The 19,793-nt window shown below is 32.0% G+C and carries 18 protein-coding genes; 13 read left to right on the top strand and 5 right to left on the bottom strand.

Going from position 1 to position 19,793, the window contains the following annotated elements:
* The first annotated feature begins 232 nt into the window (after positions 1 to 232).
* The 8 genes from ACVBFA_RS07535 to ACVBFA_RS07500 all read left to right on the top strand — a co-directional run bounded on the left by ACVBFA_RS07535 (position 233) and on the right by ACVBFA_RS07500 (position 7,042).
* Positions 233 to 511 (top strand): UPF0223 family protein, encoded by a 279-nt coding sequence (locus tag ACVBFA_RS07535; protein WP_002475680.1) that lies wholly within the window; start codon positions 233 to 235, stop codon positions 509 to 511.
* Positions 512 to 649: 138 nt separating this feature from the next.
* On the top strand, positions 650 to 1,189 hold the full coding sequence (locus ACVBFA_RS07530; protein WP_002446174.1) for a helix-turn-helix domain-containing protein: 540 nt from the start codon (positions 650 to 652) through the stop codon (positions 1,187 to 1,189).
* Between the two features lie 11 nt (positions 1,190 to 1,200).
* On the top strand, positions 1,201 to 2,295 hold the full coding sequence (locus tag ACVBFA_RS07525) for an ABC transporter ATP-binding protein (RefSeq protein ID WP_002446175.1): 1,095 nt from the start codon (positions 1,201 to 1,203) through the stop codon (positions 2,293 to 2,295).
* On the top strand, positions 2,288 to 3,091 hold the full coding sequence (locus tag ACVBFA_RS07520; RefSeq protein ID WP_002446176.1) for an ABC transporter permease: 804 nt from the start codon (positions 2,288 to 2,290) through the stop codon (positions 3,089 to 3,091). Before ACVBFA_RS07525 ends, ACVBFA_RS07520 begins: the two co-directional genes overlap by 8 nt.
* A gap of 5 nt (positions 3,092 to 3,096) precedes the next feature.
* Positions 3,097 to 3,909, top strand: coding sequence for an ABC transporter permease (locus ACVBFA_RS07515; RefSeq protein ID WP_002457443.1), 813 nt, complete (start codon positions 3,097 to 3,099; stop codon positions 3,907 to 3,909).
* Complete coding sequence (locus ACVBFA_RS07510; protein ID WP_002457442.1) at positions 3,906 to 4,979, top strand: ABC transporter substrate-binding protein; 1,074 nt, start codon at positions 3,906 to 3,908, stop codon at positions 4,977 to 4,979. Before ACVBFA_RS07515 ends, ACVBFA_RS07510 begins: the two co-directional genes overlap by 4 nt.
* Positions 4,980 to 5,047: 68 nt before the next feature.
* A complete protein-coding gene (auxB, locus tag ACVBFA_RS07505; RefSeq protein ID WP_447158801.1) occupies positions 5,048 to 6,199 on the top strand; it encodes a lipoteichoic acid stability factor AuxB in 1,152 nt (383 codons plus the stop codon).
* 306 nt (positions 6,200 to 6,505) lie between these two features.
* Entirely contained in the window at positions 6,506 to 7,042 is a 537-nt protein-coding gene (locus ACVBFA_RS07500) for a DUF4064 domain-containing protein (protein ID WP_002446180.1), read from the top strand.
* A 283-nt stretch (positions 7,043 to 7,325) separates the two neighbouring features.
* Here ACVBFA_RS07500 and ACVBFA_RS07495 read toward each other — a convergent pair whose 3' ends face one another.
* On the bottom strand, positions 7,326 to 8,672 hold the full coding sequence (locus ACVBFA_RS07495) for an Nramp family divalent metal transporter (protein WP_002457441.1): 1,347 nt from the start codon (positions 8,670 to 8,672) through the stop codon (positions 7,326 to 7,328).
* A gap of 129 nt (positions 8,673 to 8,801) precedes the next feature.
* Positions 8,802 to 9,413, bottom strand: coding sequence for a YktB family protein (locus ACVBFA_RS07490; protein ID WP_002457440.1), 612 nt, complete (start codon positions 9,411 to 9,413; stop codon positions 8,802 to 8,804).
* 176 nt (positions 9,414 to 9,589) lie between these two features.
* Between ACVBFA_RS07490 and ACVBFA_RS07485 the strand changes: the two genes are divergently transcribed.
* Positions 9,590 to 10,411 (top strand): inositol monophosphatase family protein, encoded by an 822-nt coding sequence (locus ACVBFA_RS07485; protein WP_002457439.1) that lies wholly within the window; start codon positions 9,590 to 9,592, stop codon positions 10,409 to 10,411.
* A 574-nt stretch (positions 10,412 to 10,985) separates the two neighbouring features.
* On the opposite strand, the gene ACVBFA_RS07480 is transcribed toward ACVBFA_RS07485, so the two are convergent.
* A complete protein-coding gene (locus ACVBFA_RS07480) occupies positions 10,986 to 11,177 on the bottom strand; it encodes a DUF5325 family protein (RefSeq protein WP_002446184.1) in 192 nt (63 codons plus the stop codon).
* A 98-nt stretch (positions 11,178 to 11,275) separates the two neighbouring features.
* On the opposite strand from ACVBFA_RS07480, the gene typA reads away from it, so the two are divergent.
* Entirely contained in the window at positions 11,276 to 13,123 is a 1,848-nt protein-coding gene (typA, locus tag ACVBFA_RS07475) for a translational GTPase TypA (RefSeq protein ID WP_126122527.1), read from the top strand.
* A 102-nt stretch (positions 13,124 to 13,225) separates the two neighbouring features.
* Here the strand turns inward: typA and ACVBFA_RS07470 are convergent, their stop codons facing one another.
* Positions 13,226 to 13,381 (bottom strand): DUF2197 domain-containing protein, encoded by a 156-nt coding sequence (locus ACVBFA_RS07470; RefSeq protein WP_002446186.1) that lies wholly within the window; start codon positions 13,379 to 13,381, stop codon positions 13,226 to 13,228.
* 1 nt (position 13,382) lies between these two features.
* Positions 13,383 to 13,865, bottom strand: coding sequence for a hypothetical protein (locus tag ACVBFA_RS07465; protein ID WP_002457438.1), 483 nt, complete (start codon positions 13,863 to 13,865; stop codon positions 13,383 to 13,385).
* A 144-nt stretch (positions 13,866 to 14,009) separates the two neighbouring features.
* On the opposite strand from ACVBFA_RS07465, the gene ACVBFA_RS07460 reads away from it, so the two are divergent.
* The 3 genes from ACVBFA_RS07460 (at position 14,010) to ACVBFA_RS07450 (ending at position 19,759) form a co-directional block, all read left to right on the top strand.
* Complete coding sequence (locus tag ACVBFA_RS07460; RefSeq protein WP_001830079.1) at positions 14,010 to 14,285, top strand: YlaN family protein; 276 nt, start codon at positions 14,010 to 14,012, stop codon at positions 14,283 to 14,285.
* A 402-nt stretch (positions 14,286 to 14,687) separates the two neighbouring features.
* Complete coding sequence (gene ftsW / locus ACVBFA_RS07455; RefSeq protein WP_002475923.1) at positions 14,688 to 15,911, top strand: cell division peptidoglycan polymerase FtsW; 1,224 nt, start codon at positions 14,688 to 14,690, stop codon at positions 15,909 to 15,911.
* Between the two features lie 398 nt (positions 15,912 to 16,309).
* Entirely contained in the window at positions 16,310 to 19,759 is a 3,450-nt protein-coding gene (locus ACVBFA_RS07450; protein ID WP_164539692.1) for a pyruvate carboxylase, read from the top strand.
* Positions 19,760 to 19,793 lie beyond the last annotated feature (34 nt).

Genomic DNA, 19,793 nt, shown 5'->3' with positions numbered 1-19,793 from the left:
ATAGTCACAGACTGGCATAGTCATACGTATCATAAATCATTTCAAAATATTACCCTCAGCATTTAGCTATTCTAAATCATAGCGATCTGTTGGGGGTATTTATTCATGGTGGGATAGAATTCAAAAATGGATTTTATCCCATCTTTTTATGCCAATAAAGGTATACTGTGTTATTTTTAATATATCTAAATTTGAAAAATAAAAGTATAAAGTATATAAAGGAGAGGATACTATGGAATATCAATATCCATTAGATTTAGATTGGACTAATGATGAAATGATGAAAGTGATTCATTTCTTTAATAAAATCGAAAATTATTATGAGTCATCTGTAAAGGGTGACGAAGTTTTAAATGCTTATAAAAATTTTAAACATATTGTGCCCGGAAAAGCTGATGAAAAACAGATTTTTAAAGAATTTGAAAATAAAAGTGGTTATAATAGTTACAAAGTAATTCAAGAAATTAAAAAAAATCCAAATCAAACTATTTTTAATAAAGATATCGACTAACTTTTTCTATTAAATCCGCAATAATAAGTTAATATAAAACTATTGATTACGTAGCTATATTTTGTTATTTTTATTAAGCATTAAACAAAATGTTTGATATAAGTAAACATGATATAGCTTTTTTAGGTGGTCAGAAAGATGGATATTGGATATAAATTACGTAATTTAAGAAGAATAAAAAATTTGACACAAGAGGAATTAGCAGAGCGAACTGATCTATCAAAAGGATATATATCGCAAATTGAAAGTAATCATGCTTCACCTAGTATGGAAACATTTTTAAATTTAATAGAAGTACTTGGTACTTCTGCAAGCGACTTTTTTAAAGAATCGTCAGATGAGAAGGTACTTTATAAGAAGAACGAACAGACTATTTATGATGAGTATGATAAAGGTTATATCTTGAACTGGCTTGTAACGAATTCTAATGAGTTTGACATGGAACCATTGATTCTAACTTTACGACCAAATGCCTCATATAAAAACTTTAAACCATCTGAATCAGATACTTTTATCTATTGTTTAAATGGTGAAGTATCACTTCAACTAGGAAATCAAGTATATAAAGCTTGTAAAGAAGATGTACTTTATTTTAAAGCGAAAGATAAACATCGCTTATATAACGAAACAAATAAAGAAGTTAAGGTTTTAATCGTTGCCACAGCTTCATATTTATAGGAGGAAACTTTATGAATCCATTGCTTTCTTTTAAAGATGTCAGTAAGGGCTTTGAAGATGTACAAATACTAAACGAAATTAATATTGATATTGAACCAGGCTATTTTTATACACTTTTAGGTCCTTCGGGTTGTGGAAAAACAACAATTTTAAAACTCATAGCAGGATTTGAATATCCCGATAGTGGAGATATTATATATAAAGATAAACCTATTGGTAAAATGCCGCCGAATAAGCGTAAGGTAAATACTGTATTCCAAGATTATGCATTATTTCCACATTTAAATGTATTCGACAATATAGCATATGGTTTAAAATTAAAAAAATTAAGTAAGTCAGAAATTAAGCGTAAAGTTACTGAGGCACTTCAGTTGGTGAAATTAAGTGGGTATGAACATAGGCAAATACAAGGTATGAGTGGTGGACAAAAACAACGTGTAGCCATAGCACGAGCAATTGTTAATGAGCCTGAAATATTATTATTAGATGAGTCTTTATCCGCCTTAGATTTAAAATTACGAACAGAAATGCAATATTTATTGAGAGAACTTCAATCCCGTTTAGGTATAACCTTTATATTTGTAACTCATGATCAAGAAGAGGCCTTAGCATTAAGTGATTATATTTTTGTTATGAAAGATGGCAAAATTCAACAATTCGGGACACCAATAGATATATACGATGAACCAGTTAACCGATTTGTTGCTGATTTTATAGGAGAGTCCAATATAGTTGAAGGTACAATGGTTGAAGATTTTGTCGTCAATATTTATGGTCAAAATTTTGATTGTGTAGATATGGGAATAACAGAAAATAAAAAAGTTGAAGTTGTAATTAGACCCGAAGACATTTCACTTGTTTCAAAAAATGATGGGCTATTTAAAGCCAAAGTTGATTCTATGCTATTTAGAGGTGTACATTATGAAATTTGTTGCAAAGACAGAAAAGGGTATGAATGGGTAATACAATCAACAAAAAAAGCTAATGTAGGTAGTGAAGTAGGGCTGTATTTTGAACCAGAAGCAATACACATCATGGTACCAGGTGAAACAGAAGAAGAATTTGATAAGCGAATTGAAAGTTATGAGGACTATCATCATGCGTAATGTCAATAAATGGTTACTGGTTCCTTACTTATTATGGATGGTTATATTTATTATCATTCCAGTCATTTTACTTGTTTACTTTTCTTTTATAGATATTCATGGTCACTTTAGTTTTACAAATTATGAGCAGGTATTTTCAACTAGATATTTAAAAATGTTTATTGATTCAATTTGGTATGCCGCTTTAATTACAATGATTACCTTAGTAATAAGTTACCCAGCTGCGTACTTTATTTCTTATTCAAGATTTCAAAATATACTGCTCATGTTGTTAATTATCCCTACTTGGATTAACTTACTTCTTAAGACCTATGCATTTATTGGTTTGTTAGGGCATGATGGATTTATTAACCAAGCTCTACATGTATTTCAAATACCTAAATTAAACTTGTTGTTTACAAGTGGTGCATTTTTATTGGTGGCGAGTTATATATATATCCCATTTATGATTTTGCCTATATTTAACAGCATGAAAGCAATTCCTAACAATATTTTGCAAGCCTCTAATGATTTAGGTGCTAGTACATTTACTACGTTTCGTAAAGTCATCGTTCCGTTAACAAGAGAAGGTATTAAAACTGGTGTGCAAGTAACATTTATACCAGCTCTTTCACTGTTTATGATTACCAGGTTGATTGCTGGGAACAAAGTAATCAATGTAGGTACAGCAATTGAAGAACAGTTCTTAACTATACAAAATTATGGATTAGGTTCCACTATAGCACTTTTTCTTATTATTTTTATGGCCTTTTTACTCATTATTACAAAATCAAAATCATCTAATGGGAAGGGGTGATTAGTGTGAAATGGTATGGAAAATTATATATAGCTCTATTAATAAGTGTGCTTTATATTCCTATTTTCTTTTTAATGATTTATTCTTTTAATTCTGCGGGGAATATGAGTCACTTCGAACATTTTACTTTAGAACATTACCACTCCCTTTTTCATAATGATCGGTTGATGTCGGTGATTTTTAATACTGTTGCAGTGGCACTTTTATCTGCATCGATTGCTACAGTTATAGGTACATTTGGTGCAATCGCTTTATATTATTTACGCAACAAACGGTTTAAGATTACGCTATTAACGATGAATAATGTATTAATGGTATCTTCAGACGTAGTCATTGGTGCTTCTTTTTTAATTATGTTCACTGCAATAGGACATTTCACAGGTTTAGGTTTAGGGTTTTCAACAGTGCTAGCATCTCATATAGCGTTCTGTATTCCAATTGTTGTTATCATCGTCTTACCCCAATTATATGAAATGAATGATAACATGTTAAATGCAGCAAGAGATTTAGGTGCTAATGAATCACAATTATTAAGTAGCATTATTATACCTAATATTATGCCCTCGATTATAGGAGGATTCTTTATGGCATTAACATATTCTTTAGATGATTTTACAGTAAGCTTCTTTGTTACCGGAAACGGATTTAGTGTATTGTCTGTAGAAGTTTATGCTATGGCTCGCAAAGGTATAAGTATGGAGATTAATGCCATTTCTACAATAATATTTATTGCTATTATGTTTGGAGTATTTGGATATTACTTTATTCAACATATCGTTAATCGTCAGAAAAAGATGAAACGAGGTGTCAATGAATGAAGCGATTTTTTCAACTTATCATTTCTGCTATGGTTATTGGTATTTTATGTTTAATGATTAGTCATTGGTTTAAATCAAAAGATAATACCCACGCAAATGAGAAGTTATATGTTTACAATTGGGGAGAATATATTGATCCTAGCTTAATTAAGAAGTTTGAAAAAGAAACAGGTATACAAGTCGTATATGAAACCTTTGATTCAAATGAAGCAATGGAAGCGAAAATTCGAAATGGAGGCACACACTATGATGTAGCTTTTCCAAGTGAATATACTGTTCAAAAACTAAAAAAAGCTAAATTGCTTGAGACTTTAAATCATGACAAAATTCCAAATATCAGAAATTTAGACAATGATTATATGAACTTGTCATATGACCCAAACAATCGATATTCAATTCCATATTTCTTTGGAACCGTAGGCATTTTATATGATAAAGAGAAATATCCTAATGAAACGTTTGATAGTTGGGGCGATTTGTATCATTCTCAACTCAAAAATGATATTTTATTAGTAGACGGTGCACGTGAAATAATTGGAATGGGATTAAATAAATTAGGGTATAGCCTTAATGACAAAAATCCGACCCATATTCATCAAGCAGAAAAAGATTTGCATAATTTAGCACCACAAGTTAGAGGTATAGTAGGCGACGAAATTACCATGATGCTTCAACAAAACGAAGGACATGTTGCAGTAGTTTGGAGTGGCGTTGCTGCACCACTTGTACAGGAAAATACTCGTTATAATTACGTGATACCTAAAGAAGGCTCCAATCTTTGGTTTGATAATATGGTGATACCTAAAACTGCACAAAATAAAGAAGGTGCGTATAAGTTTATGAATTTCTTACTAGACGCGCAAAATAGTGCCCAGAATACAGAATGGGTAGGATATGCAACACCTAATAAAGCAGCTCGAAGTAAGTTGCCTAAAGAGGTAAGAAACGATCATAGATTCTACCCATCAAAGCAAGAACAGCAACGGTTAGAAGTCTATAAAGATTTAGGTCAATCGTCTCTCAGTGATTATAATGAAAGCTTTTTAAATTTTAAAATGTCTTTAAAATAGCAAATGGTAGTTATTTTTAGAATTTTTTAATATAATAATGTGATAAGTAAGTTAAGGAGTTGTAACGAATGTTAGGAGAGCAATATACACAAATTAAGCGTCCAGCAAATCGGCTAACTGAAAAAATATTAGGTTGGTTTAGTTGGGTATTCTTACTCATATTAACTATTGTTTCAATGTTTATTGCGCTCGTATCTTTTAGTAATGATACGTCAATTGCCAATTTAGAAAACACACTTAATAATAATGAACTCGTACAACAAATTTTAGCCAATAATGATTTAAGTACAACTCAATTTGTGATTTGGTTACAAAATGGAGTTTGGGCAATTATTGTTTATTTTATTGTTTGTTTGCTCATCTCGTTTTTAGCGTTAATTTCTATGAATATAAGAATTTTGTCTGGTTTTCTTTTTTTAATAGCTGCTATAGTCACAATTCCACTTGTATTGTTGATTGTAACTCTAATCATTCCTATCCTATTCTTTATCATTGCAATGATGATGTTTGCAAGAAGAGATAGAATAGAAACAGTGCCATCTTATTATAATGATTATGATCAAACATACTATGATGAGAGAGGTTTTTATGAACCAGAGTCAAGAAATGAACATGGATATAATGATGATGTGTATGAACCTATGCACACTAAAAAGGAAGATAGAAATACAAGACGTCAATTCAATAGAAATGCTCAGCAACAAGATTCCTATAATGGTATAACTGATAATCAACCTGATGAAGATATATCTTCCAATCAACTTTATTCAGACGAATATGTAGACAATGAAGATAAATATTCTCAATTTCCAAAAAGAGCAGTTGAAAGTGAATATGCGTCTCAACAAACTGAAGATGAACCAACAGTCATGTCAAGACAAGCTAAGTACAATAAAAAATTTAAAAATACGGATTTTGAAGATGTACAACAGGAACATATGGAAGGTAATCAACTCGATGACGTAGGAGTTGTTGAACCACAAATTGATCCTAAAGAACTAAAAGCGCAAAGAAAAAGAGAAAAAGCAGAAATACGTGCTAAGAAAAAAGAAAAGAGAAAAGCATATAATAAACGTATGAAAGAACGAAGAAAAAACCAGCCAAGTGCTGTTAACCAACGACGTATGAATTATGAAGAACGTCGACAAATGATTAATAATGAACATGAAGATGCAGATAATAACTTAAACCAAGAGGAAGATTCAAAAAAAGAAAATTAATATTTATGCCTAGGACATTTATTGCTGTCCTAGGCATTTTAAAAAAATTCATCCTCTGTAACTAGATTTTATATAGGATGAATTCAATATTTTTAATTTTAGATTAACCGTATTACTTAATAAAAGTGGGGATACCTATATCGCTATTTCAAAGAAAGTGAGTTGGACTCTGGATAAATCAACTTGACACCTTAGCAACTTATTTACTTCTTAATCAATATGGGAAATGAACTTATTCGCGATAAAGATAAATTTTTAGTATGATTAAATTAACCATAGTTTTAAGAGTTAGGAGGCACATATTAATTGAATAGAAAAGTAGAAAAAAGATTAGCGTGGATTGCTAATATCTTAAGCCTATTATTTTTAATTTTTGGTATTCTATCGATATTTGTTATTAATAATGCATCAAATCAACAACAATATAATGAATTAATGAAGCAGTTTTCAGGTAATAATCAAGATATGTCATCTGAAATGTTTTTAGTTTCTCTTATTGCATCATTAGTCATTTTAGGTTTTTCAACGCTATTAGGTTTTGTTGGTGCAATGGTAATTGAAGGAAGAAAAAACCTTGCTGCCAGTTTACTCATAGCAGCGGCTATCGTAGGTTTATTTACGACTAATTTAATCGCGATGGTTTTATGGATGATTGCTGCGATTAGACTTTTTGCAAAAAAAGATAAAACATATGTAAATGAAAATGATACAGATCAACTTCGTCAAAACCATTCAAAGGACCAAAGTGATCTGAATCATCAACAAAATCAACAACAGAAAGATGTTTGGGATCCTGAACAAGAAATCAACAAACAAAAAAAGGACGATCCATATATATATTAATAGGTTTAGAATTGATATTTGACTAATAAATGTTGAATACAGTCCATAAAAATACGCCCTATCAGTAAAAATAATTGATAGGGCGTATTTTTTAATAAAGTAAGAAAGGGACTATACAACTTGAAGTTAAGTATGTGCATAAATGGCGAAAAATAATGACTTTTTTAATAAAATATAACGTCACTATCTAAATTGAATTTTATTATGTACTTTTTCAACAGTAGCTATATTTCTAATTCATCATTTCAAAATAGAGGATACTTATTCTTTGTTATTCATTTAATCATAATTCTTGAAATGTTTGAATGATAAGATATACGTTAAGTCCACTTAAGATAATTATGAGTAACCAGGAAATGATGTTAATCCATGTTTTATTCTTAAAAGTTCCCATAAGATTTTGATTACTTGTAGCTAATTGAAGCGGTATTAACGAAAATGGCAAAGCAATACTCAAAAACACTTGAGAAAAGACAAGTAATTGTTCAATTTTTTCAGTATTTCCTTTAAATACTATAAGACAAATGATAACAGGTATCACTGCTAAAGACCGAGTGATAAGACGACGTAACCAGTTTGGAATGGATAATTTAAGAAATCCTTCCATCACAATTTGGCCTGCTAACGTTCCCGTTATAGTTGAATTTTGACCAGAAGCTAAAAGGGCAACAGCAAATAAAGTACTCATAATACCGCCAAGCGATGCACCTAAAGCAGGTTCTGTTTTTAGAGCCGAATAAAGATCATAAAAACCACCCAAATCTTCAGTTTTTGTTCCAAAGAATAGCGCAGCGCCAAGTGTAAGTAATAAGCAATTGACTACAAAAGCGATGGATAGCTGTATATTAGAGTCGATGGTAGCATACTTAATCGCTTGTGCTTTTTCATGAATACTGTGTCTATCATATTTTCGCGATTGTACAATAGAAGAATGTAAATATAAGTTATGTGGCATAATAGTAGCACCTATGATACCTAGTGCAATATAAAGTATCCCTTGGTTTGTAACAATTTCTTTATGGGGCACAAAACCATTAAGCATATCCATTACTTGTGGAGAAGAAATATAAACTTCAAATACAAAAATAGCCAATACGGTAAAGATTAACGTTCCCACGATAGCTTCAATCTTTCTGAAGCCAAATTTCATGATGAATAATAATAAGAATACATCAAATACAGTGATTAATGCACCTACAATTAATGGTATACCAAAGATTAAATCTAATGCGATAGCACTTCCTATAACTTCTGCAATATCAGTAGCGATAATTGCTAATTCTGCAATAATCCAGAACATAATTGCTACAGGCTTATTTAAAAAATGACGTGTCATTTGTGCTAAATCCATACCAGTTGCTATTCCTAATCTCACAGTCATACTTTGTAACAACATAGCAGACAAGCTAGAGATTAAGATTACGAATAACAAGGTATAGCCATATTGTGCTCCTCCTTGCATGGATGTAATCCAATTTCCGGGATCCATGTAACCAACAGCGACAAGCAATCCTGGTCCTAAAAAAGCCAGAAATTTTTGACTTGCACTATCATTATGATTGAAGTTGATGGTGTTATTGATTTCATCTAAACTTCGTTGTTGTTCCTGATTGTTACTATTGATATTCAATAAAATCACCCCTATTAATATATGAGAATATATTAACCTAAAGAAAATATTAGGTCAACCTAAAAATATTGGGGCGATAAAAATGCTTGAATGACTTTTCATAATTTAAATCACTCAAGCATTTTAAATTTATTGATAAAATTTTAAAAATTCATCAAAAGTTTCCTCAACAAATTTTAGGAAAGACTTATCAGATTGTAATCTTTTATCGGTAGGTGATAATGTTCTGGCAACAAAAAATTCACCTTTTTTAACATTTTTGACTCTATCGATAGCAGCATGCAACTCTTCATTACTCATATCGTTGATATAGTGCTTTTCAGATTTCATATGATCTAGAGAAACACTATAATCACTAGGTAATGATGTCAGTTTATCAAAATGTTTATCAAATATTTTCACTTTTTCTTCTTTATTTCTACCTTCGTGCATGATACCGAACATAATGAAAAGCTGATTTCTAAACAATCCGATTTGAAAGTGTGGTAACATTTTATAACCACGTTTATTAGGAGCAAAAGCTACCCATGTATCGATAGGTGGATTGACACTTCTACGTGCGTGTTTAGCTACGTGAGCATAAAATGTTTCACCTGTTTGTGTAGTAAAATATTCTTCAAAATAAGATCCTAATTGATGAAGTTGAGGTCTGACATAGTCATTAAGTGCTTCCATTCTTTGATCTAATCCTTCGACTTCAAAAGCTTTAAAATCTTTAGGTGAAAAAGTATATTGAGTCATCATATGCCTCCTTTTAATATGATTAGGAATATTGTAGCATAAACTTTTAAAGTTTATCTAAAATAAGGATGGTCATTCTCTTGATTTACGAAGTCTTTTTAAAGGTAAAATAGTGTGTATTCATATAAATTTACATAGTTATTCATGTATAATATGTAGTAATAGGAGATGATACGATGGCTTTATATGATTTTGCAAAAGGATTGATACTAGAAGCAGGAAATAAGGTAAGATTGATGATGCAAGAAGAATTAGACATTAAGACTAAATCAAATCCTAATGATTTAGTTACAAATGTGGATAAGGCGACAGAGAATTATCTATATGAAACGATTCTTCATAATTATCCAGATCATCAGGTTATTGGCGAAGAGGGGCATGGTCATAATCTCGAGTATTTAAATGGGGTTATTTGGGTTATTGATCCGATTGATGGAACGCTTAATTTTGTTCACCAAAAAGAAAATTTTGCCATCTCTATTGGTATTTATCATGATGGGAAGCCTTATGCAGGTTTTGTTTATGATGTCATGAAAGATGTTTTATATCATGCAAAGGTTGGACAGGGTGCATTTGAAAACACACATAAACTTGAAATGATTCAAAACACCGAACTTAAAAGAAGTATTATAGGTATTAATCCTAATTGGCTTACGAAACCAATACTTAGTGATATTTTTAGTTCAATAGTGAATGAGGCAAGAAGTGCACGAGCATATGGTAGTGCAGCATTAGAAATTATTAGTGTAGCGAAAGGTCAATTGGCGGCTTACGTTACACCTAGATTACAACCGTGGGATTTTGCAGGTGGATTGTTGATTTTGAACGAAGTAGGCGGGATAGGAACCAACTTATTAGGCGATAAATTAGACTTCAATCAACCGAATTCAATATTAATAGCAAATCCTAGCCTTCATCGTGAAATATTAAACCATCATTTAAATCAGCAAAGAGATACGCTTATTACACTCCATGAAAAAAGATTTGGAAAGAGATAGAAAGACGGAATCAATAGAGTTAAAGAATTATCTATTTTCTTTAAATATGAAAATTTCAAATTTCTTTGTTCTTCAAACCTTAATTTGAAGAATGTCTTATAAGGAGTTTAGAACCACTAAAAGTTTGATATAAGTATTGTTGAGTTATCTCTTTATAAAAAATATAAAAGCCTAGGGCATAGTTGTTGGCCTAGGCTTTCATAATGTGTAGACGGTCAATGACTGAATTGAAAATGTACTGATATGAGGGTTATTTCATAATGAATTGTAGGTCACATCAGAGAGAATTTCACTCAGTTCATTCTACGAATCATCTAGGTGAAGAATCTTTACCCGAGTGAAACGACGAATTCAAGTTAAATTCCGTCTACTCTACCTCGATTGATTATGTTCATCATAAATAACTCACTGTTATGAAAAGTGTTAGATTTAAAATTTAGTAAATCAAAAATTGATAGTGTCCAAGACTTATAATATTTGATTTAAAGATGCAAGTTCATATCAGTATTATAATTACGTTCAATAACTGTCTTTGCGTGCTTTTAATGAAATCAATATAATGATAAATAAATTTTTAAAGCCAATTGTTTTTGCGATATTTCTTTTTCACACTGAACCCAACACCAAATGTTGCAATGAGAAGTATAAATGTTAAAATCATCATTGGAACATTAGCAGCACCTAATGCGAAACTAAATAATGTTAAAAAAACGACAGCCAATATTGAGAAGATCCAGAAAATGCCTTTAGATTTTTTTTGTTGCATCCCATACCCCACCTTTTACTTATCTTTTCAATAATATATGATATAATAAAACAGTTGCAATTAAAAGTGGGAGTATACAAAAGAAAGGAATTTATAAAATGACTAATTTAAGAGAAGATGTTCGTAATATAGCGATTATTGCGCATGTCGACCATGGTAAAACAACATTAGTAGACCAGTTGCTTAAACAATCAGGTATATTTCGTGAAAACGAACATGTCGACGAGCGTGCAATGGACTCTAATGATTTAGAAAGAGAACGTGGTATTACGATTCTTGCTAAAAATACAGCGATAGATTATAAAGGTACGCGTATCAATATATTAGACACACCTGGACACGCCGATTTTGGTGGTGAAGTTGAACGTATCATGAAAATGGTTGACGGTGTAGTACTAGTGGTTGACGCATATGAAGGTACAATGCCTCAAACTCGTTTTGTTCTTAAAAAAGCTTTAGAACAAAACCTAAAACCGGTTGTAGTTGTGAATAAAATTGATAAACCAGCAGCTAGACCTGAGGGAGTTGTAGATGAAGTATTAGACTTATTCATTGAATTGGAAGCGAATGATGAGCAATTAGACTTCCCAGTTGTTTATGCTTCAGCTGTGAATGGAACAGCAAGTCTAGACTCTGAAAACCAGGACGAAAATATGCAATCCCTATATGAGACGATTATTGACTATGTACCGGCACCAGTAGATAATTCAGATGAACCATTACAATTCCAAATTGCTTTACTAGATTATAATGATTATGTAGGTCGTATAGGCGTTGGACGTGTGTTCAGAGGTAAAATGCGTGTAGGTGATAATGTATCACTAATTAAATTAGATGGTACAGTTAAGAACTTTCGTGTGACGAAGATATTTGGTTACTTTGGTCTTAAACGTGAAGAAATTGAAGAAGCACAAGCAGGAGACTTAATAGCTGTTTCAGGTATGGAAGATATTAACGTTGGTGAAACAGTTACACCACATGATCATCGTGACCCATTACCTGTGTTACGTATTGATGAACCAACCCTAGAAATGACTTTTAAAGTAAATAACTCTCCATTTGCTGGACGTGAAGGTGATTATGTAACAGCTCGACAAATTCAAGAAAGATTAGATCAACAACTTGAAACAGATGTTTCTTTAAAAGTTACACCGACTGATCAACCAGATTCATGGGTTGTTGCTGGTCGTGGTGAACTACACTTGTCTATTCTTATTGAAAACATGAGACGAGAAGGCTTTGAATTACAGGTTTCTAAACCTCAAGTTATTTTAAGAGAAATCGATGGTGTGTTAAGTGAACCATTTGAGCGTGTACAATGTGAAGTGCCTTCTGAAAATGCCGGGGCAGTGATTGAATCATTAGGTGCACGAAAAGGTGAAATGTTAGATATGATGACAACCGACAATGGTTTGACGCGTTTAATCTTTATGGTACCTGCACGCGGTATGATTGGTTATACTACTGAATTTATGTCTATGACACGTGGTTATGGAATTATTAACCATACATTTGAAGAATTTAGACCACGAGTTAAAGCTCAAATCGGTGGTAGACGTAATGGTGCGTTGATTTCTATGGACCAAGGTCAAGCAACTTCCTATGCGGTTATTAACTTAGAAGATCGTGGTGTTAACTTTATGGAACCAGGTACTGAAGTATATGAAGGTATGATTGTTGGTGAACATAACCGTGAGAACGATTTAACAGTAAATATTACTAAAGCAAAGCATCAAACAAACGTACGTTCAGCTACTAAAGATCAAACACAAACGATGAATCGTCCTAGAATTTTAACATTAGAAGAAGCGTTACAATTTATTAATGATGATGAATTGGTGGAAGTAACTCCTGAAAGTATTCGCTTAAGAAAGAAAATACTTAATAAATCTGCCCGTGAAAAAGAAGCGAAAAGAGTTAAACAATTAATGCAGGACGAACAATAATTTAGTTATATAACAAATGGTGCAACCACAGTAATAATTTTCATTATTAAGGTTGCACCATTTATTTATGTTAGATACTTTGAAATTTTCAAATATATCATTTTAATCTCGTTTGCTTTGTTTAGGTGTATCGAGTCTACTTTTACAATCATCACACATGAAAGTGCGTATAGGATTATTTCTTAAGCGTTTAGCCTCGACTGTATGTTCATCAATAAAAACCTTAGTATCGCAAATAATACATTGAACCTTTCTCATATTAAAGCACCTCTATATGTGTGACATACTTAAATTGATGAGAGTATCCTTCCTCAGGTATATATATAAAACTATCAACGGCATTATCACTATATAAACGTTTGCCATTCCTAGAAAATTGAAAGAACAAATAAGGTAATAAGTCCATGGGTACATTGATAGAGTAATCTTTATTAGAAAGTTTTATTGTGCTAGCATTCTCCATGGGTTCGGCATTTTTGAAAAATGGTGTCATATTTATCACAAATGTCTCATCTAAAACCGAACGTTTTTTATATTTAATTTCAGAATCAAGCGTTGGTGGATTTGTTTGTCCTTCTAAAATAGCACGGTTCCATTCCTTGTTATCATCAAAGTTGATGGGTCTACTACCATCAAATACCCCACGTTCTAAATCATCAATAGTAACTTTTCTATCGTCAAATATCCAAGTCGTACTATCCAATGAAATAGGGAAATTGACTGCTCCTTTTATTTGAATCATAAATGCCCACTCCCTAAATTTTTATCTTTTATTATTTTAACACAAAATCGCTTTCACTTAATTTAAATTCGCTTGCTTTTTAACTTTCAGTAGGATAAACTTCTATTGTGAAGATATTAATTGAAACGATAGGGGGAATATGTCATGTCTAACCAATCGAAGTTAAATAGTGCGGCATATGACCAATTGAATAAAGATGCAGACAGAATATTACATCTAATTAAAGTTCAAATGGATAACTTAACTTTACCTTCTTGTCCACTTTATGAAGAGGTTTTAGATACTCAAATGTTTGGATTACAAAAGGAAGTTGATTTCGCAGTTCAACTTGGATTAGTTGATAAAGAAGATGGTAAGCAATTAATGCTAAGACTTGAAAAAGAACTTTCTAAATTGCACGAAGCATTTACGAATGTTTAAACTTTTTATTTGTAATTAATTGTAAAAATAATGTATTCGCTAAATTGAGAGTATGCATAATGTCTTATGTTTAAAGAAAATATTGATAGATGATTAATTGTGCGAGTCAATCATCGCATAAATGACTGAGTTGATATTAATTCTGATATCTTTCTCGGTCTTTTTTGTTGTAAGCTTTAAAAGTGAAATTGATTTGAAAGCAGACTAAAAAAAGCTCATTTCTCTCAAATATTGTTAAAGTAAATTTAAATCATGGATTTTAATGGTAGATGTATTTGTTTATATTTGTTTAATAGATACGTTGAAGTATATAATAGATAAGAACGCTTTTTAGTAGCGATGTGTTTTACTAAGTCAACAAAGAGATAAATTTTAATCATTTAGTATTGGAAGATCTAGTATATGAAAAATTTTAAAAATATAATGCGATATATTGGAAAGACTTCTAAATTTATCGATTATCCATTGTTAATAACTTATGTTGTCCTCTGTTTGATTGGATTAGTAATGGTTTATAGTGCAAGCATGGTTGCAGCTACAAAAGGTACTTTAACCGGGGGAGTACCAGTTTCAGGTACATACTTTTACAATCGACAACTTTTATACGTTATCATGAGCTTTATTATCGTATTTTTTATGGCTTTTATTATGAATGTTAAAATATTAAAAAAGCCTAATGTTCAAAAAGGTATGATGATTGGAATTTTTATACTTTTACTACTAACTTTAGTAATAGGAAAAAATATCAATGGTTCTAAAAGTTGGATTAACTTAGGATTCATGAACTTACAAGCTTCGGAGTTATTGAAGATTGCAATAATTCTATACATACCATTTATGATTGAAAAGAAGATGCCTGCGGTGAGACATAATATTAAATTAATATTAGGACCAATTTTGTTTGTTGTAACATGTTTGATACTTGTTCTTTTTCAAAAAGATGTTGGTCAAACAATGCTAATTGTGATCATATTCTTCTCAATTATTTTTTACTCAGGTATCGGTGTGCAGAATATGCTAAAATGGGGTACTTTGGTAGCTATTGGTTTTATCATCGTAGCTACATTTATGTTCATGTTAGACATGGTTCCAAGTTATTTGCAGGCACGTTTTAGTACGTTAACCAATCCCTTTAGTCAAGAATCAGGTACAGGATATCATATTTCTAATTCTCTTTTGGCAATTGGCAATGGTGGGTTGTTCGGACGTGGTCTAGGAAATAGTATTATGAAGCTTGGTTATTTGCCAGAGCCACATACAGACTTCATATTTGCTATTATTTGTGAAGAGATGGGATTAATCGGTGGCTTAATCGTTTTAATTTTAGAGTACTTTATTGTATATCGTGCTTTCCAACTTGCTAATAAAACGCAATCGTATTTTTATAAATTAGTTTGCGTTGGGATAGCTAGTTATATCGGAAGCCAAACATTTGTAAATATCGGTGGTATTTCTGCCACAATTCCACTTACTGGTGTACCGTTACCATTTATCAGTTTTGGTGGTTCATCGATGATTAGTTTAAGTATAGCCATGGGATTACTGCTTATTACAGCAAAACAGATAAAACAAGATGATAAACGACTGAAACAACGTAAGGTAGATATTAAACGTCGATATAATTAAATAGTATATAAAATTTATAATATCAAGTTAAGACTATAGCCCAAGATGAATGTAAATTATTCCTCTTGGGTTTTTCATATCATAATATTTGGTATAGTTAGTCACTACTCATGATCATAATTTAAGATTCTGTAAATCTGCATACTTTAACTAGCGTCATTCTTATATAGATGATAATATTAAGTTATTAACATTTATAAGTTTTCTAGTAATTGACTGACAACTTAACTTACACATAGTGCAGTCAGTTTGAACTAATTTATTTAATTAAATGTTACAAATTGATAAATGATATGATTCTTTCATGAATTACTATAGAATTATTCAATCATTTGAGATAAAATTTTATTATCTAATTATTTAGAAAATTCGTAACATTCTAAGGGGTGTCTTGGCTTTTGAAACAAATAAAGAAATTACTTGTTGCTAACCGTGGTGAAATCGCTATTAGAATTTTTAGAGCGGCAGCAGAATTAAATATTAGTACAGTAGCAATTTATTCTAATGAAGATAAAAGTTCGTTACATAGATATAAAGCAGATGAATCCTATTTAGTGGGAAGTGACTTAGGACCTGCTGAAAGTTATTTGAATATCGAACGTATCATCGAAGTAGCTCTTCGCGCGGGTGTCGATGCAATTCATCCTGGGTATGGTTTTTTAAGTGAAAATGAGCAATTTGCACGCCGATGTGCTGACGAAGGCATTAAATTTATAGGTCCGCATCTAGAACATCTAGACATGTTCGGAGATAAGGTTAAGGCAAGAACAACTGCTATTAACGCTAACTTACCTGTAATCCCAGGTACAGATGGTCCTATTGAAAGTTTTGAAGCTGCAGAACAGTTTGCTAATGAAGCAGGTTACCCACTTATGATTAAGGCCACTAGCGGTGGCGGCGGTAAAGGTATGCGAATCGTTCGTGAATCAAGCGAGTTAGAAGACGCTTTCCATCGTGCGAAATCAGAAGCCGAAAAGTCATTTGGTAATAGTGAAGTTTATATTGAAAGATATATTGATAATCCAAAACATATAGAAGTTCAAGTTATTGGTGACGAATTCGGGAATATCATTCATTTGTATGAAAGAGATTGCTCCGTGCAAAGACGTCATCAAAAGGTCGTTGAAGTTGCACCTTCAGTAGGTCTTTCTAACAAATTAAGAGAGCGAATTTGTGATGCCGCAATTCAACTGATGAAAAATATTAAATATGTCAACGCTGGAACAGTGGAATTTTTAGTTTCTGGAGATGAATTTTTCTTCATTGAGGTTAATCCACGTGTTCAAGTTGAGCATACAATTACTGAAATGATTACTGGTATAGACATTGTAAAAACGCAAATTTTAGTTGCTGATGGAGAATCGTTATTTGGAGATAAAATCTCTATGCCACACCAAAATGAAATACAAACTTTAGGGTATGCGATACAATGTCGTATAACAACTGAAGATCCTACTAATGATTTTATGCCAGATTCTGGCACAATTATTGCATATCGATCAAGTGGCGGTTTTGGAGTGAGACTTGATGCAGGTGATGGATTCCAAGGTGCAGAAATTTCACCTTACTATGATTCACTATTAGTTAAGCTTTCTACACATGCTGTTTCATTTAAACAAGCTGAAGAGAAAATGGAACGTTCATTACGCGAAATGCGAATTCGTGGTGTAAAAACGAATATTCCATTTCTCATCAATGTTATGCGTAATGATAAATTTAGAAGTGGTGATTATACTACTAAATTTATTGAAGAAACACCTGAACTTTTCGATATTGCACCGACATTGGATAGAGGTACCAAGACTTTAGAGTATATTGGTAATGTGACGATAAACGGATTTCCTAATGTAGAAAAGCGTCCAAAACCAGAATATGAATCTACCAAAATCCCAAAAATTTCTCAAAAGAAAATCAATCAGTTATCTGGAACAAAACAAATCCTTGAGCAACATGGACCAACAGGTGTTGCAAATTGGGTGAGAGAACAAGAAGATGTTTTAATTACCGATACTACATTTAGAGATGCACACCAATCTTTACTTGCAACACGAGTAAGAACAAAAGATATGATGAACATTGCATCTAAAACTGCTGAAGTGTTTAAAGATAGTTTTTCATTAGAAATGTGGGGTGGTGCAACATTTGATGTCGCTTATAATTTTTTGAAAGAGAATCCATGGGAACGTTTAGAAAGATTGCGCAAAGCCATTCCGAATGTGTTATTCCAAATGTTATTACGCGCTTCGAACGCAGTAGGTTATAAAAACTATCCTGATAACGTAATTAAGAAATTCGTTCATGAAAGTGCAAAAGCTGGTGTAGATGTTTTCCGTATTTTCGACTCATTGAACTGGGTTGATCAAATGAAAGTAGCAAATGAAGCTGTTCAAGAAGCGGGAATGGTATCTGAGGGTACAATTTGCTATACAGGTGATATTTTAAATGCTGAACGTTCTAATATTTATACTTTAGATTATTACGTTAAAATGGCTAAAGAGCTGGAAAGAGAAGGATTCCATATTTTAGCAATTAAAGATATGGCTGGTTTGTTGAAACCGAAGGCAGCTTACGAATTAATTGGTGAATTACGTGAGGCAACACATCTTCCAATTCATTTACATACACATGATACAAGTGGAAATGGGTTGTTGATATATAAACAAGCCATTGATGCTGGCGTAGATATTATTGATACTGCTGTTGCATCTATGAGTGGTTTAACGAGTCAACCAAGTGCAAACTCATTATATTATGCACTAAATGGATTCCCACGTAATTTAAGAACTGATATTGATGGTTTAGAAGAATTAAGTCATTACTGGTCTGTAGTCAGACCTTACTATGCAGACTTTGAGAGTGATATCAAATCACCAAATACAGAAATTTATCAACATGAAATGCCGGGTGGCCAATATTCAAACTTAAGTCAACAAGCTAAAAGTTTAGGATTGGGTGAACGTTTTGATGAAGTCAAAGAGATGTATCGTCGTGTCAACTTCCTGTTTGGAGATCTTGTAAAAGTAACACCATCTTCAAAGGTAGTTGGAGATATGGCACTATATATGGTGCAAAATGATCTTGATGAAGATACTGTCATCAATGATGGTTATAAATTAGATTTCCCAGAATCTGTTGTGTCTTTCTTTAAAGGTGATATTGGACAACCTGTCAATGGATTCAACAAGAAATTGCAAGATGTTATTTTAAAAGGACAGCAACCAATTACTGAAAGACCAGGGGAATACTTGGAGCCAGTCGATTTTGAAGCAATCCGTCAAGAATTAAGCGACATACAACAAGACGAGGTAACAGAACAAGATATAATTAGTTATGTACTTTATCCGAAGGTATATAAACAATATATTCAAACTAAAGAGCAATTTGGTAATGTATCTTTACTGGATACACCGACATTCTTATTCGGCATGCGTAATGGTGAAACAGTTGAAATCGAAATTGATACTGGTAAACGTCTAATTATTAAATTAGAAACAATCAGTGAACCAGATGAGAATGGTAAACGTACAATTTATTACGCTATGAATGGTCAAGCAAGACGTATTTATATTCAAGATGAAAATGTAAAAACGAATGCTAATGTTAAACCTAAGGCGGATAAATCGAATCCAAATCATATTGGTGCTCAAATGCCTGGTTCTGTAACTGAAGTTAAAGTGTCAGTAGGTGATGAAGTTCAAGCTAATCAACCATTATTAATCACTGAAGCAATGAAGATGGAAACGACGATTCAGGCGCCATTTGATGGAATTATTAAGCAAATAAATGTTGCTAATGGAGATGCCATTGCCACAGGAGATTTATTAGTGGAAATTGAAAAACAATCATAGTTAATATGACCATCTAGATTAGTAAGATATTTAG

Source organism: Staphylococcus sp. MSU001 (genome assembly GCF_052976705.1).
This window is presented reverse-complemented; position numbering and strand designations above follow the sequence as displayed.